11 protein-coding genes and 1 riboswitch are annotated in these 16,053 nt (G+C 69.8%); of the genes, 6 read left to right on the forward strand and 5 right to left on the reverse strand.

The window, feature by feature from the left end; translation table 11 throughout:
• Positions 1–19: 19 nt before the first annotated feature.
• Both KOI35_RS32525 and KOI35_RS32530 read right to left on the reverse strand, forming a co-directional pair.
• Positions 20–733: a hypothetical protein gene (locus KOI35_RS32525; protein ID WP_215792516.1), complete on the reverse strand. Its 714-nt coding sequence runs from the start codon at positions 731–733 to the stop codon at positions 20–22.
• 118 nt (positions 734–851) lie between these two features.
• On the reverse strand, positions 852–1,826 hold the full coding sequence (locus tag KOI35_RS32530) for an aldo/keto reductase (RefSeq protein ID WP_215792517.1): 975 nt from the start codon (positions 1,824–1,826) through the stop codon (positions 852–854).
• A gap of 85 nt (positions 1,827–1,911) precedes the next feature.
• On the opposite strand from KOI35_RS32530, the gene KOI35_RS32535 reads away from it, so the two are divergent.
• Positions 1,912–2,829: a PrsW family intramembrane metalloprotease gene (locus KOI35_RS32535; RefSeq protein ID WP_215792518.1), complete on the forward strand. Its 918-nt coding sequence runs from the start codon at positions 1,912–1,914 to the stop codon at positions 2,827–2,829.
• 1,819 nt (positions 2,830–4,648) lie between these two features.
• Here the strand turns inward: KOI35_RS32535 and KOI35_RS32540 are convergent.
• A complete protein-coding gene (locus tag KOI35_RS32540) occupies positions 4,649–7,519 on the reverse strand; it encodes a DUF6493 family protein (RefSeq protein WP_215792519.1) in 2,871 nt (956 codons plus the stop codon).
• Entirely contained in the window at positions 7,516–8,835 is a 1,320-nt protein-coding gene (locus tag KOI35_RS32545; protein ID WP_215792520.1) for a DprA-like winged helix domain-containing protein, read from the reverse strand. The genes KOI35_RS32540 and KOI35_RS32545 overlap by 4 nt, the downstream gene beginning before the upstream one ends.
• 53 nt (positions 8,836–8,888) lie before the next feature.
• Between KOI35_RS32545 and KOI35_RS32550 the strand changes: the two genes are divergently transcribed.
• Entirely contained in the window at positions 8,889–10,004 is a 1,116-nt protein-coding gene (locus KOI35_RS32550; RefSeq protein WP_215792521.1) for a M50 family metallopeptidase, read from the forward strand.
• Here the strand turns inward: KOI35_RS32550 and KOI35_RS32555 are convergent.
• Positions 9,982–11,967 carry an MFS transporter gene (locus KOI35_RS32555; RefSeq protein WP_215792522.1) on the reverse strand — a complete coding sequence of 662 codons (1,986 nt, stop codon included), beginning with the start codon at positions 11,965–11,967 and terminating at the stop codon, positions 9,982–9,984. The genes KOI35_RS32550 and KOI35_RS32555 overlap by 23 nt on opposite strands.
• Before the next feature lie 175 nt (positions 11,968–12,142).
• On the opposite strand from KOI35_RS32555, the gene KOI35_RS32560 reads away from it, so the two are divergent.
• The 4 genes from KOI35_RS32560 (at position 12,143) to KOI35_RS32575 (ending at position 15,943) form a co-directional block, all read left to right on the forward strand.
• Positions 12,143–12,574: a universal stress protein gene (locus tag KOI35_RS32560; RefSeq protein WP_215792523.1), complete on the forward strand. Its 432-nt coding sequence runs from the start codon at positions 12,143–12,145 to the stop codon at positions 12,572–12,574.
• Between the two features lie 162 nt (positions 12,575–12,736).
• A riboswitch (cyclic di-AMP (ydaO/yuaA leader) is annotated at positions 12,737–12,916 on the forward strand.
• Positions 12,917–13,450: a LysM peptidoglycan-binding domain-containing protein gene (locus KOI35_RS32565; protein ID WP_215792524.1), complete on the forward strand. Its 534-nt coding sequence runs from the start codon at positions 12,917–12,919 to the stop codon at positions 13,448–13,450.
• Between the two features lie 21 nt (positions 13,451–13,471).
• Positions 13,472–13,696, forward strand: coding sequence for a hypothetical protein (locus KOI35_RS32570; protein WP_215792525.1), 225 nt, complete (start codon positions 13,472–13,474; stop codon positions 13,694–13,696).
• Between the two features lie 36 nt (positions 13,697–13,732).
• A complete protein-coding gene (locus tag KOI35_RS32575) occupies positions 13,733–15,943 on the forward strand; it encodes a M4 family metallopeptidase (RefSeq protein ID WP_308121247.1) in 2,211 nt (736 codons plus the stop codon).
• Positions 15,944–16,053: the final 110 nt, after the last annotated feature.

The raw sequence follows: 16,053 nt of genomic DNA on the forward strand, positions 1-16,053 counted from the left end.
GCTCCCATCGTCGGTCCAGCTAGTGATGTGTGTCAATGAGACGGATGCGCATGATGCCGACCGCCCGGCGCAGCGGCTGGTGGCACCGGGGATCCCAGTCCCACAGCCAGTCGATCATGTCGTCGGCCGTGGTCACGCCGCGCCGGTCGCCGAAGTCCCGGCCGAACCGGTCGGCCGCCCCCTGGTCGCCGATCGTGGTGAAGAATGTCCGCGCGTGCGCGGCGATCATCTCGGCGGCGGCCCGCGCGACCGCGATGACCAGGCGCGACTCGACCGGCCGGCCCGAGGTGCGGAGGATCTCCTCGTACAGGTCGGGCATCAGGACCGGGATGTTGCGCCGCACCACCCGCGAGTTGACCATCGCCAGGTCGATCGTCTGCACGAAGAGATCGGCCTCGTCGAGCGTGGCGAAGGCCACCCGCAGCTCCGGCCCCGCGATGATCGCCACGAACCCACCCCGGGGCAGCTGACCGAGCTTGGCCTCGCGTATCCGGTTGCGCTCGATGCGTCTGTCGAGCTTTCCCCGCCGTACGGTGAAAAGCCTCTCGTTGGTCACCACGATCACCCCGGTGTCGCGGTCCACGGCGATGACCAGCAGCAACTCCTCGTCGCGAAGCTCGCGCAGGATCGGCAGCTGCGCGCGGGCGAGCTCCCTGCGGGAACGCTCATCGGTGTTGACGAGCTTCGCCCCGACCACATCCTCGAGCGCGGGCCCGGAATCGAACAGTCCCACGGGCGGAACCCCCTTCAGGCGGCGTCTCCTAGGTGAAACGGCCGATCATCGATGAGGTCACCGGTGAATGCCGCCCCGTCCGGACACTTCATGCCTGACGGACGGGGCGAGCACCCGGCTATTTGTAACCGGACGGCTGACGCGCGGTGTAGTTCTCCTCGAGCGCGGTCACCTCGTCGTCGGTGAGCTCGAGGTCGACCGCCGCCACCGCGTCGGCCAGGTGATGCGACTTGGTCGGCCCGACGATCGGCGCGTCGACCTCCGGGTTGTGCAGCACCCAGGCCAGCGCGACCTGCGCCATCGGAACGCCCCGGGCCTCGGCCACCCGGCGCACCGCGTCGACGATCGGCCGGTTCTCCTCGCCCTCGTAGCGGGCGGTCAGCGGGTCGGACTTGGCGCGCTGCGTGGCCGCCGCGTCCCACGGCCGGGCCAGCCAGCCCTTGGCCAGCGGACTCCACGGCAGCGACCCGACCCCCTGATCGGCGAGCAGGCCGAACATCTCCCGCTCCTCCTCCCGCTGCAACAGGCTGTACTGGTTCTGCATCGACACGAACCGGGTCCAGCCCCCGAGGTCGGCGGCGTGCTGCAGCTTGGCGAACTGCCAGGCCCACATCGAGGACGCCCCGAGATAACGGACCTTTCCCGCCCGTACGAGGTCATGCAGCGCCTCCATCGTCTCCTCAACCGGCGTTTCCGGGTCGAACCGGTGAATCTGATAGAGGTCGACATAGTCGGTCCCGAGCCGCGCCAGCGAGTTGTCGACCTGCTCGAGAATCGCCCGGCGCGACAGTCCACGGCCGCCCGGACCGTCCCCCATCGGGAAGAACACCTTGGTCGCGAGCACGATCGAGTCGCGATCGGTGTACTTGCGGATGGCCCGCCCGACCACCTCCTCCGAGGTGCCGTCGCTGTAGGTGTTGGCCGTGTCCCAGAAGGTGATCCCCGACTCCACGGCCTGCCGGAAGACCGGCTCGGCAGCCGCGTCGTCGAGCGTCCACTGATTGCTGCCGCGTTCCGCTTCCCCGAAACTCATGCACCCCAGAGCAACGCGGCTGACCTTGAGGCCCGAACTCCCCAGTCGTGTGTATTCCATGACGCCAACCTATGCCCGTGACCCGGAACCGTCCGGCGTTGTAAGTTCTCGCGTCGTCGGCTGTCGATTTCCCGGGAGGGCGCACATGGTCACCACCCAGCAAGCACCGTCACGCGGCCGGCCGTGGTTGCGGCTGTTTCTGACCGGGCTCGGGCTGTGGATCCTCACGGTCGTGGTCACGTTCGTCACCGGCAACCCCAACCTGATCCCGACCCTGGTGCTGCTCGGCAGTTTCCTGGTGCCGGTGTCGTTCGTGGTGTGGGCGTTCGGCCACCGGCACAGCGGCGAGGTGACCGCGGAACTGCTGTTCACCACGTTCATCACCGGTGGCGTGCTCGGGGTGCTGGCCGCGTCGCTGCTCGAGACCTACCTGCTGCACCCGTCGCCCGGCCTGTTCGTCGGCGTCGGCCTGATCGAGGAGGCGGCCAAGCTGGCCGTGCTGGCCTTCCTGACCCGGCGGCTGCAACACAAGTACGCCTTCGACGGCCTGATCCTCGGCGCCTCGGTCGGGTTCGGGTTCGCCGCGTTCGAGTCGGCCGGGTATGCGTTCACCGCCCTCTTCACCGAACAGGGCCTCTCCCTGATGCAGCTGGTGCAGACCGAACTGCTGCGCGGCCTGCTCGCCCCCGTAGGCCACGGCCTGTGGACCGCAATCCTGGGCGGCGTCCTGTTCTCGGCCAGCGGCCGCCACCATTTCGCCGTCACCTGGCGTCTGCTGTGGGCCTACCTGGGCGTGGCGCTGCTGCACGCATTGTGGGACAGTTGGCACAGTATCGCCCTGGTGCTGACCTTGGTGCTGACCGGCACCCGCTACCAGTTCTCCCTGCTCCAGCGCGGCTACGAGCCCGAGCCCACCGACGCCCAGACACACCTGTTCACCGCCCTCTCCTGGGGCGGCCTGATCCTGGTCTCGATCGTCGGCATCATGTGGCTTCTTTCCGTACGCCGCAAAGCCGATCGCGAGGCCCGAACAGTCCTGTGGCACATCCCGGCCGGCCGCTGACCCCACACACGAAGCCAGGCCAACAGCAGCAATAAACGGCGTGTCGGCATGGGCCGCCGCACGTTCGACCGCCGGATCGCCTGTTCAGCTGTAGGCGGTGGGTCTGCATGGGCCCTCGCGCGCTCGACCGCCGGATCGTCTCTTCGGCAGTAAGCGGTGAGTCCGTATGGGCCGCCGCGCGCTTGACCGCCGGATCGCCTCTTGGGCAGTAGACGGTGAGTCCGCTCGGCCCCCGCACGCTCGACCGCCGGATCGCCTCTTCGGCAGTAGACGGTGAGTCCGCACGGACCCCCGCACGGTGGCTACGGAACGCACCCACTGCGGACACCCCACAGTGCCAGCCCTTGACCTGACCCCAGCCATTCCACGACCCGAAAGCGGACGCCTGCCCTTCCCACGACGAGCATCACCTCCGCCTCCGGTGATAGCTCTTGACGTAAACCGCACGCAGTAAAAGTCCGGGAGGGGGCCGATCTCCCACCACCGAGACGGACAGCGTCCCCTGGTTGATGTTTTGATCTAGCTGGTCCTCGGCGGACGCTGCGGTGACGGCGCCCGCACCAGCCGATCGCAGCGCGGCGTCCTCCAAGGCGGTCACCGCTCGAGTTAGGTCGCGTCCCGGGAAGACCGCGGAGGACGACGCCGGACCCGGCGGCCGAGAGTCGGCTACCGTCAGTCGCGGTCCAACGGAGGCGCTGCGGTAGGTCATACCCCGTCCCCAGTCGGCGTCGGCGGATCCGGTAGAGACACATGGCCGCACACGACGCCCCCGTCCTCTCGGGCTCGTGCATATTCGCGTGGGCGTGGCCTTGGTTGTGTCGAATTCGCGGTCATGGAATGGGCGTGGCGGTCCGTCGTGTCAGGTCCAGCTGGACGGAGCGGGCCGGTTCGCTCGAGCTGGACCGCAGCTGCAGGAATGAGACGCGGCCGCACACCCCAGCCGGAACCGCACGCGGGCGCATGCCGCACGTGGCGGGTCGGGGCGTGCCGGGGGTGGTCCAGCTGGTGTCGCACGAGGGTCCGTGCCGCGGGTGGCGGGGTCGGGGTGTGGGCGGGCTTGTCCAGCCGGGATCGCACGCGGGCGTGTCCCGCATCTGGCCGGGTCGGGGCGCGGCGGGCTTGTCCAGCTGGAGTCGTACGCCGGCCGGTGCCGCGCGTGGCCGGATCAGGGCGCGGCGGGCTTGTCCAGCTGGAGTCGCACGCTGGCCCGTGCCGCGCGTGGCCGGATCAGGGCGCGGCGGGCTTGTCCAGCTGGAGTCGCACGCTGGTCCGTGCCGCGCGCGGCGGGATCAGGGCGCGGCGGGCTTGTCCAGCTGGAATCGCACGCGGGCCCGTGCCGTGCGTGGCGGGGTCGGGGTGTGGGCGGGCGTGTCCAGCCGGGATTGCACGCGGACGTGTCTCGCAGTTGGCCGGGTCGGGCGCGGTGGGCTGTCCAGTTGGAATCGCACGCGGGCCCGTGCCGCGCGTGGCGGGATCGGGTGTGGGCGGGCGTGTCCAGCCGGGGTCGCACGCGGGCGTGTCCCGCATTTGGCCGCGTCGGGGCGCGGCGGGCTGTCCAGCCGGAATCGCACGCCGGCCCGTGCCGCGCGTCGCGGGATCAGGGCGCAGCGTGCTTGTCCAGCTGGAACCGCATGCCGGCCCAGGACGGCGCCCTTGGCCAGGCCCTCGACCGGGTGCCGCGCGTGGCGGGATCGGGGCGTGGGCGGGCTTGTCCAGCCGGAACCGCGCCCGGGCGCGTCCCGCACATGGCAGGGTCGGGGCGTGGCGGGGCTGTCCAACTGGGACCGCACGCTGGCGCGCCTGACGGGATCGCGGTGGGCTACCCGGCCAGAACCGTACGCAGTCGGCGGGCCTCCTTCAGCAGACGGCTGTTTCCCTTTCGCTCGGCCACCTCGGCCAGCCCCGGGAGCTCGCCGCGCGTGCCCGTCGCCGCCGCCACCAGGCAGGCCAGCTCGAGCAGGTCGGGCAGTCCGCGTGGCGCCGTCGGCAACAGCGACGGTAGCGCTGTGGACAGGACGTCCCATACCGCCGCTGAGGCTCCGGCCCGATGAGCGTCGCCGAGCGACAACGCGACCCGGTTCAGCTTGACCATGCCGGCCGCGCCCAGTTCACCCAGGTCACGCCCGATCGAGGCGCCGAACGACTCGCGTGATTCGTGAGACGCGGGCGCATCGGACGCTGATGGCTGAGCGGTCGTAGCGAGGGCCGTGAGCGATGTGCCGGCGGCTTCTGTCGTTGACTGCTCGACGGGTGTCGGCGCCGATGTCGCGAGCGAGTCGTGGGTGGCGGTGACGGTAGCGGGCCGGACAGCTGGCGTGAGCGATGCGCTGGTCGCGGCCGCTGATGCGGGGCGGGCGGCCAGGGTGAGGAACGCATCGACGGCCGTGACCCGGTCGGGCTCGTGGCGGGCGGCCGACACGTAGGCCAGGGCCAGTGACATCGCCGGACCGAACGGGCCCTCGTTCTCGGCCAGCGTCGGCAGCAGCGTGCCGTGGCCGCGTTCGTCCTGGTCGGCCAGGGCCGCCAGCTCGGGGAGGGCCCACGCCGCGATCACCTCGCGATGGTGGGGGAGCGTCGCCGCGAGCACGTCGGGGTAGATCGCGACCGGTTCGCCGTAGGAGGTCACCGACACCCTGTTTCTGCGGGTGACCAGGTCGTCTTCGACGGACAGCAGGCCGGGGGTGGCCGGGGCGACGTTGACCACGACGCGGGCGACCGCCGGTGGCCCTCCGGAGTAGTAGGCGCGGGACTGGCCCGCCAGCTGCTTGAACCGGCTGCTAACGGGATCGGGCAGGCCGCCCCGGGTGAGCCACTCGGCGAACCGGCGGCCCGCCGGTGAACTCAGCCCCTCGGCCACCGCTGGGCTGGTGCCGCGGGGCAGGCGGAGCAGCGCCTGCTCGAGGTCGAGCGGCCACGGCTGCCACCCCTCGGCTTCGGCCTGCCGCAGCCGGTCGGCCAGCACGGCCGCATCGAGGTTGCCGTTGACGTGGGTCGGGGTCGCCATCAGCGTGGTCACCGGCACCGTTCGCGACAATGTCGAGAGTTCGACGACGCGCAGCGTCAGCAGGGTCTCGGGGGAGCCGAGCGGCGGCCGGTGGGTGGTGTCGTCACCGCGCAGCCGGGCCCGGACGGTGTCGACGAGCCGCTGCCAGGGGCTGTTGCCCTGCTCGCCGGGGACGGGATCGCCGAGGATGGTCCGCAGGGCCGATCCGAGCGCGTGGAGCCGGGGTCGCCAGCGCTGATCGGCGAACGAGTCGGTGTAGCGGTCGACCACGTGCCGCACCGGTGACAGGTCGCCGGTCGAGCGCAGCGACACGACCCCGGCCAGCACCCGCTCCCATCGCAACGACGTCTCTTGGTGCAGCAGCGCGACGACCTCTTCGGCCAGCTCGGACGCGCTGCCGATCGCCGCGGGCAGAGCCGCGACCGGAGGCGGCGCGGACAGAGCGGCCAAGGGCGGCGAAGGCAACGGCGATGCCGGCAAAGGGCCCGGGGCGGGCGTGGACAAAGATGAAGAGCCAGACGACCCGGCGAGTTGCCGAGCGCGTCCCGGCAGATCGCCGCCGAGATTCGCGGCCGTGTCGGTCAGCCATGACAGGTCAGACCCGGCGCCCCGCTTCGCGATGAGCGTCAGCGCCCGCTCCTGGATCTCCAGCACCGGATGGTCGAACGCCGCCGCCACGGTCTCGAGCACCTCGCGGGACGGATCGCGCCGCGCCACCCGGTCGAGCCAGGACAGCTGAGCCTTGACGAGCGTCTTCTCCTTGCGCACCAACGTCGGCCGGCTGGCCGTGAGCAGAGTGTCGAGCTCGAGCCGCCCCGCGGCATCGACCTCGCGGAGCGACCGCTGGGCGATCCCCGCGATGGCCGACGGCGCGTCGGGCAGCAGCTGCGCGTAGTCCAGGGTGTGCGCGGCCATCTCGTCGACGGTCGGTGCCAGTTCGTCGTGCAGCAGGGCGAACGGCCGCAGCCAGGCCGGCCGGTCGCCGCGGACCAGCCGGTCGATCGTGGCGTCGAGGATCGTCTTGCGTTCCAGGCGGCCCTCGGCCACGAGCTGGGCCACCGCGGCGGGGAAAGCGGGCGTCTCGGTCCACTGGCCGGCCACCTGGTCCCACATCGTCGTGGCCAGGTGCGCACCGATCCCGTCGATCTCGAACACCGCGGGCAGCAACGTGTCGAGATAGGGGCTTTCGCGCAGGCGGTCGGCGAACGGACGTCGATTCTGTTGCTGCAGGTCGACGAGCCAGCCGACGACGACGCCCTCGGTCGGCGAAACGGTCGCGCCCGACTCGGTGAGCAGCGCCGCCACGAACGACCAGCCGCCCTGCCACGCCTCGTCGGGCCGGAGCCTGGTCGCGAGCCGCCCGGCGAGATCGCCCAGCCACGGCACCGACCGGGCACGCACCACCCGCAGCGCGAGCGGGAGCGGCATCCGCCCCCACTTCTCGCGCAGATCACGCCGGCTCAGCAGGGCCGCCGCCCGGGCCGCGGACGGCATGCTGCCGAGCGCCGCCAGGGCCAGCGCCGAGCTCGGATCGGTCTTGGGACGCCACCAGTCTTCGGGCTTCATCGCCTTGAGCCGGGCCTCGATCTCGCGGCCGAAGGCGAGCCGTTCCTCTTCGGTCGCCGACTCGAGCAGGACGGTCACGGCCGACGCGCCGGAATCGACCGCGGCGAGAATGCGGCTCACGCGCCGACCGCCTGATTCGAGGACGGCGAGGAACCGGCGGCCACCAGACGGACGGCCAGCGCGTGCTTGCACGGCCCGCGTTCGCCGCGATGTTTGGCCCACCACGGGCAGGTGCAGGATTCGCCGTCGCGCACGTGATAGACCTCTCCACCACTGCGGACCACACCGTCGGCGCCGACCGCGCCCGCCTCGGCCAGGGCCCGGGCGGCCACGAGTCGCGGGTTCATCTTGGCCACGCCGTCGACCGTGTAGGGCAGGGTGCGGTGGAAGTAGCCCGCCTCGGCCACGTCGAAGCCGACCCGCCCGGCCGTGCTGAGTTGCGTCAGAGCGTCACGGACGCGGGCCGCCTCCAGTCCCGATTGCAGTGCCAGCGTGTCGATGTCGATCGACGGGTCCCAGGAGAGGAGCGCGCTGATCAGCTCGGCGTCGTCGGCCGCCTCGTCGGCGGCGAGAGCCTCGAGCACCGCGCCCTCACCCGAGAATCCGCGGTAGGGCTCCGGCGACAGGGTCAGCGACAGCCGCATGGCGGGACTGCTCAGCTCCCAGGTGCTGGACACCGGTGCGGAGCCGGCCGTGATCGGTGGGCCGTAGACGCGCAGGGTGGATGCGTACCGGAGAAAGGGTTTGAATGCCGTCAGACGGCCCGCGCCGGGCAGGCAGATCGCGCCGGGGACGGGACGGGAGGTCAACCGCAGGGTGCGGCCGGCCGGCACCGCCCACAGCACCGAACGGTCGCCGGAATTCATCCGCTGCAGCAACGCCCGCGCCTCGGCCACGCCGAGCTCGGCCCGCGGGTCGAACCGCGAGGTCAGCACCTGAGCCTCGGCGAAACCGCGCAGCCATCGGCTGGGCAGCGGCACCTTGCGCTCGACGACCGGCCCGTCGAACGTCGTGACGGCCAGCTCGTCGGGGCCGACCGCGAGATGCATCGGGTCGGACGGGCCGACGCGCGAGAGAGCGCGTTGCAGCGGGACGTTGACGTCGACATTGGTGGTGCCGTGGGCGACGATCTCGCCGTCGATGCCGGTGGGCAGCACGTCGAGACGGGCGTAGACGCCGCAGCAACCCGAGAACGACTCGAACCGCAGCCGGTCGGACCCAGCTGTCACCACCGGGTCGAGGCTGGCCGGATCGAGCGGGCGGAAATAGCGGCTGCGCGCCACCTCGGCCACCGCGAGCAGCCCCGACGCGGTGGCGGCCGGGCTGGTCAGGAACCCGGTGAAGAAGCGCGGATGAGCGGCCGGACCGCCCGACGTCTGCAGCGTGAGGTCGCCCGGCGCGAGGGCCGACGATCCGAGATATGCGTAGCTGACCATGCCGGAGAAGATAGGGCACCCGTACGACACTTTTTCGCGCGTACGATCGGCCCGTGCTCGCCGGTGCGTTCCTCTTCCTCATCGCGATCTGCCTGTCCCTCGCGCTCCACGAGGCGGGCCACATGATCGCGGCCCGGGCCTTCGGCATGAAGGTGCGGCGCTTCTTCGTGGGCCGCGGCCCGACGCTGTTCTCGTTCCGGCGCGGCGAGACCGAGTACGGTCTGAAGGCCCTCCCGATCGGCGGCTTCTGCGACATCGCCGGCCTGACCGCCCTCGACGAGTTGAGCCGCGACGAGGAACCCCGGGCGATGTGGCGCTACCCGACCTGGAAGCGCACTACGGTGATGCTCGCCGGTCCGATCACCCACGTGTTCCTGGCCGTGGCGATCCTTTATGCGATGGCGGTCAGCTTCGGTCTGCCCAACCTGCACCCGGTCACCGAGCCGGTGGTCGCGGCGACCCCCTGCGTGGGCGCGGTCTGCCCCGCCGCCGACGCCGGAATCCAGCCAGGCGACCGCATCGAGAGCATCGGCGGCACCCCCACCCCGCGCTGGGTGGATGTGCTGACCGCGGTCCGGGCGTCGAACGGGCCGACCACGATGGTGATCAAGCGAGCCGAGACGAGACAGACGATCACCGTGAATGTCGTCTCCGGCCGCATCGGCGCCGCACCGCAGCCCGCGCCCGCCTACCTGCAGTACGGCCCGGTCGAGGCGGCCGGAGCCACCATGACATTCACCGGCGAGCTCCTGGGCGGCACGGTCAGCCAGCTCAGACAGTTCCCCGAAAAGATCCCCGCGGTCATCCACGCGATCCGCGGGGAGCGTGACCCCGAGACCCCGATCAGCGTCGTGGGCGCGAGCCGTCTCGGGGGAGAGGCGGTCGAGCGCGGTCTCTGGGGCACGTTCCTGTTGCTGCTGGTGAGCCTCAACCTGTTCATGGCCGTGTTCAACACGCTGCCACTACTGCCGCTCGACGGCGGTCACATCGCGGTCGTCTGGTACGAGCGCGTCCGCGACGTGATCCGGCGCCTGCGTGGCCGTCCGGCCGGCGGCCCGGTCGACTTCACCAGGCTTGTCCCGGCCACGCTCGTCCTGATCGCGATCGGCGGGGCGGTGATGGCGCTGACCATCACCGCCGACATCATCAATCCGATTCGCCTGTCCTAGGAAAAGGAGCCGAGGAGCCAGGAGCCGAGGAGCCAGGAGCCGGAGGCCCAGCAGCGGGAGGCCCAGCAGCAGGCTCAGCTGCAGGAGAAATGGGCGAGGACGACGGTTCCGAGGCGCGGAACAATCGCTCTTCGTCGAGGGCCGACGTCTGCACGACAAGAACGTCACAGACCGCATTCCGTACGACCCCAGCCGGCACCGACCCCAGCAACTGCCCTTCGCCGGCGCCCAACCCCCGGTTACCCACGACGATCAGGTTCGCCGGGTTGTTGCCGACCGTGTCCAGCAACGCCTGAGCCGGATCCCCGCGCACCAGGATCTGCTCGATATAGCGAGCCCGCTCCCGGGTAAGCCCCGTGACCGATTTATCCAAAGCCTCCCGCGCGACATCCACTCCGAAAAGATCACGGTGAGCGCCCTCAGCAAGAGGAGCCGAAGCCGAGCCGTCGCGATAGGCGGTAACGACCACCAGACGCGCCTGGGCGGCCTGGGCCACTTCGGCGGCGCGGTCCACGGCGTACAGGGAAGTCGATGTTCCGTCCGAACCCACGACCACCCGGTCGTACACCGTGATGCTCCGCCGTCCCCCGAGCGGCACGATCGGCGACTCGTCGGCCTCGTCCGGCGGGTTGACCCACAGCATGGCCACCGCGCCGATGCCCAGCAGCACACCGGCCAGGATCATCGCGTTGCTGCCCTTGCCGCCCAGCCAGTGCTCGTAGATCCAACCGAACGTGACCGTCTGCACCAGCATCGGCACCACGATCATCATGTTGAGAATGCCCATGTAGACGCCGGTGCGCTTGGCCGGCACCATGCTCGCCACCATCAGGTAGGGCACGCCGACCGCGCTCGCCCAGAAGATGCCGACACCGATCATCGGCACCAGCGCGAGGTACTGGTTGTCGATGTGCGCCAGCCAGACCAGGGCCAGCGCGGCCAGTCCGAGGGCGATGGCGTGCACCCGTTTGGCGCCGATCCGCTGGGCGAAACCGACCAGGAACAGCGCCGAGACCATCGTCACGAAGTTGTAGGCGCCGTTCTCCAGGCCGCTCCACGCGATCGCGTTGTCCCAGGCCGGGCCGCCCTGCTCGGGGTTGGCGCCGAAGACCGTCTCGCCCAGGCTGACCGCCAGGAACTGCCAGTAGATGAACATCGCATACCACTGGAAGGCGAAGACGAACCCGATCTTGTGCATGGCCACCGGCATCGAACGAACGGCATCAGCGATTTCCCGTACGGCCGGACCGATACCTCGCGGTGCGTTGGCCATCTCCTCGAGCTCTTCGTCCGACGGCTTGAGCTCTTTCGTCCGGGCCATGGCGGTGAGCACGGTCAGCAGGATGCAGAACGTGCCGATCATGAAGCAGACGAACATCCAGTACGGGACCCCGTTGCCCGCCTCGGTCTGCAGCGCGTCCACTTTCTGCAGCGCGAACAGGGACACGTTGGCCAGCACGGCGCCCGCACCGGTGAACATGCTCTGGGTCAGGAAGCCGCGCGCCAGCTGGGATTTGGGCAGCCGGTCCGAGATGAAGGCCCGGTACGGCTCCATCGAGGTGTTGTTGCCCGCGTCGAGCAGCCAGAAGCAGATCACGCCGAGCCACAGCACCCCGACGAACGGGAACGCGAACAGGATGACGGCGCAGAGCAGCGCACCGACCGTGATGAACGGTCGTCGTCGTCCCCAGCGTGAGTGCCACGTGCGGTCGCTGATCGCCCCGATCAGGGGCTGGATGAGCAGGCCGGTCACCGGGCCGGCCAGGTTCAGGATCGGCAACTGTTCGGGACTGGCGCCGATCAGCAGGAACAGCGGGTTCACCGCGGACTGGGTCAGGCCGAAGCTGAACTGCACCCCGAAGAAGCCGAGGTTCATCATCAGCAGCGCCGAGCCCGTCATCAACGGTTTGCGTTCGGCTGCCCCGGAGTCCGTCGAGACGGTGTCCGACGTCGTAGTGGTCATGGGCGATGCCCCCTCCGACCGTGGGCTATTACCGTGCGTGATATGGATCACACACTCCGTTTCGACGCTAAACCTGCCCCGGGACGCTCGCAACCAGAGATGTCGATCCGTGCATCTGACTGCCGAATCCCGGCGCGCTCGTTGCCCGTACGGGGAGACGGTCCTCTAATGAGGTATGAGCACATGGACGACGATCGTGGTCGGTGTGGACGGTTCTCCCGGCAGTCGTAAGGCCCTGACCTGGGCCGCGGCCGAGGCGGCGGACCATGGAGCCGACCTGTTGGTGCTGAACGTGTGGGAGCACACGGTGCTGCCACCGTCGGGGGCGCCCAGCGTCTCGGAACGCGAGGTGGTCGATGCGAGTCAGACGACCAGCGAGGAACTGCTCCAGGTGATCAAGGAGGAGCTCGGCGAGGACCCGCCGGTTCCGGTCCGGGCTCAGGTGCGCCAGGGCCGTCCGGCCAAGATCCTGATCGACGAGTCGGCCGGCAAGGACCTGCTGGTGGTCGGGCATCGTGGGCACGGCGGGTTCGCCGGGCTGGTGCTCGGGTCGGTCAGCCAGCACGTCGCCGCGTACGCGAAATGCCCGGTCACCGTCGTGCGATGAGCGCGCCTGGGCCCGTACGGGAAAAGGGGTTTTGGGGTTTCTTGAGGCTTTAACCATCGGTGAGAACAAGCTCACCTTCCGCCCTTGGAAGTTGGCCGTACGGGTCGTCGCGTGGTTACCGTCGGCCAGTCCCGCAGTCGCGGGCACCCCGGGCGGAACGCCGAATCCTTGCCGCCGCCTGTGAGGGAAACGAACCCAAGGCATGGAGCGGGGGACCCACATGTTCCTCGGCGCGTTGCTGCCCGGAAACGGAGCGCGCGTCTCGGGGTGAAGCCGCATCGCGCGGCCGGGCAGCCCAGCCCGAACCCGACAGCTCACCTCGCAGGCGTGGAGGTAGCTTTCATGGCACGGATCGGAACGAAGACTCGAGTAGTGCTCGGCCTGACCGCGGCCGGTGTCACCGGTGCGATCGGCCTGCTCGGCCCGGCCTCCCCGGCACAGGCGGCCGGCACGAACTGGGACGCCATCGCGAAGTGCGAGTCCGGTGGCAACTGGAGCATCAACACCGGCAACGGCTACTACGGGGGACTGCAGTTCAGCCGGAGCACCTGGAAGGCGTACGGGGGAACGAAGTATGCCTCCACCGCCAACAAGGCGACGAAGGCCGAGCAGATCGCCATCGCCGAGAAGGTGTTGAAGGGGCAGGGCATCGGCGCCTGGCCCGTGTGCGGCAAGAAGGCCGGGGTGGCTCCGGCCAAGAAGACGGCCACCAAAAAAGCCACCAAGGGCACCTATGTCGTCCGCTCCGGCGACACCCTGGCCAAGATCGCGGCCAAGCACCACGTCAAGGGCGGCTGGAAGAAGCTCTACCAGCTCAACAAGTCGGTTCTGGACAGCCCGAGCCGCATCTTCCCCGGTCAGCGCATCGTCCTCTGACCGCGTGCCAGGCATGAACGCGTGGACAGCGCACTCGTTCTCGGCGCCGGCGGCATCACCGGCATCGCCTGGCATCTCGGAGTGATCATCGGCCCGCGGTCGGAGGTCGTCGACCTGACGACCGCGGGCCTGATCGTCGGCAGCCGTCTGGCATGGCTAGACATCGACCGAACTAGATGGAAACTTAATCTTTACGAGTGTTTTCGCCCCATAGTCTCGACGGGAATGCGAGGATCCCTCACATAGACAGGCATGGATGCCTGGATCGTGGGGAGGAAGCACGTGAGATTTGCTGTCGCGCTGGCCGGCGCCATCGCCCTGGCCAGTGGGGGCCTGGTGGTCACGGCCACATCCGCGTCCGCGGCGCCGGTCACCCCCGGCTCGTCGCTGCTCGACCAGGCCGGACCGGCGATCAAGAAGTCGGCCCAGGACCGCTACTCGATCTACAGCCAGAAGGACGGCGTCGTCCGCTACACCCGCACGTACGGCGGTTTGCGCGTGGCCGGCGGCGACCTGGTCATCCGTACGAAGGCCGGGAAATACGCCGGTGCCTCGGCCGGCCTGACCAAGCCGCTCAGCCTGGGCGTCAAGCCGACGGTCACCGCCGCTTCGGCCACCGCCACGGCCAAGGGCCAGTTCAAGGGCACTCTCACGGCGACCGGTAAGCCGGAGCTGTTCGTCGACGCCACCAGCGGCGCGGGCAAGCTCGCCTACGAGACGGTGCTCACCGGCTGGCAGCCCGACGGGCAGACGCCGTCGAAGTTCCACGTCATCTCGGACGCGCTGACCGGCACGGTGATCGGCTCCTACGACGAGATCGAGAACATCGCCGGTACCGGCAACAGCGTCTACTCGGGCCAGGTCGCCATCGAGTCGACGCAGGCCGGGGAGTCGTACAACCTGGTCGACCCGACCCGCGGCAACGGCACCACGTGCGACATGAACAACCGCACGTCGGGCACCTGCACCACGTTCACCGACGACGACAACACGTGGGGCACCGGCGCCCCGAGCGACCGGCAGTCGGCCGCCGTGGACGCGCACTTCGGCGCCGCGGTCACGTTCGACTACTTCAAAGAGGTGCACGGCCGGAACGGCATCTTCGGCGACGGCCGGGGCGTTCCGTCGCGGGTGCACTACGGCAGCGCGTACGTGAACGCCTTCTGGGACGGCGCCCAGATGACCTACGGCGACGGCACCGGCAACGCCAAGCCGCTGGTCGCGCTGGACGTGGCCGGGCACGAGATGTCGCACGGCGTCACCGAGAACGTGGTGCCGGGCGGGCTGACCTACTCCGGCGAGTCGGGCGGCCTGAACGAGGCCACCAGCGACATCTTCGGCAGCATGGTCGAGTTCTACGCGAACAGCACGGCCGACGCCGGTGACTACGATATCGGCGAGAAGATCGACATCAACGGCAACGGCACGCCGCTGCGCTACATGTACAACCCGACCCTGGACGGCCGCTCGCACGGCTGCTGGGCCACCAACACCCGCAGCGTCGACGTGCACTACTCGTCCGGCGTGGCCAACCACTTCTTCTTCAACCTGGCCGAGGGTTCGGGTGCGACGCCGTACGGGACCTCGCCGGTCTGCGGCAACGCCGAGTCGGTGGCCGGCATCGGCAAGGAGAAGGCCGAGAAGATCTGGTTCCGGGCGCTCGACAACTACTTCGTGTCGAACACCAGCTACGTCAACACCACCACGCCGGCCAACACCGCCCGCGCCTACAGCCTCGCGGCGGCGACCGACCTCTACGGCCTGTGCGGCACCGAGTACAAGGCCGTGCAGTCCGCCTGGACCTCGGTCAACGTGGCCGGCAACGACGAGGAATGCGTCGACGGCAACAACTTCTCGCTCACCCTGTCCGCGGCCGGCGCCTCGGTCGGCCCCGGCGAGTCGACCACCGTCACCGTGACGACCGCCCTGGTCAACGGTGAGGCCGAGGAGATCGCCCTGACCGCGGGCGCCGCCCCGGCCGGTGTCACCGTCTCGTTCGAGCCGGCCACCGTCACCGCAGGCGGGTCGTCCACGGTCACGATCAGTGCGGCCGCCGACGCGGGCCGGGCCAGCGCGCCGGTCACCATCACCGCCACCGCGCCGTCGATCACCCGGTCCAAGGCGCTGACCGTCACCGTCGGCAGCGTCGCGGCTTGCACCGCCACCAGCACCACGGCCGTGCCGATCCCCGACCTGACCACCGTCACCAGCACGGTTTCGCTGACCGAGTGCGCGGCCACCCCGTCCGCGGCGAGCACGGTCGAGGTGCACATCCAGCACACGTACATCGGTGACCTGGTGGTGAGCCTGATCGCCCCCGACGGCACCGCATACGTGCTGCACAACCGGGCCGGCGGCAGCACCGACAACATCGACCAGACGTACCCGGTCAACCTCTCGAGCGAGACCGCCAACGGCACGTGGACCCTGAGCGTGCAGGACACGGCCCGCATCGACACCGGCACCCTGACCGGTTGGACGCTCAGCGTCTGACCACGGTCGTTCAGGGTCTGACCACGATCGTTCAGGGTCTGACCATCGTCCGGAAGAAGTGCTCGTCTCTCGTGGAGGGCGGGCACTTCTTCCGTTTTTCTACCGGCGAT

The organism is Paractinoplanes bogorensis, from assembly GCF_018829635.1.
GTDB lineage: Bacteria > Actinomycetota > Actinomycetes > Mycobacteriales > Micromonosporaceae > Actinoplanes > Actinoplanes bogorensis.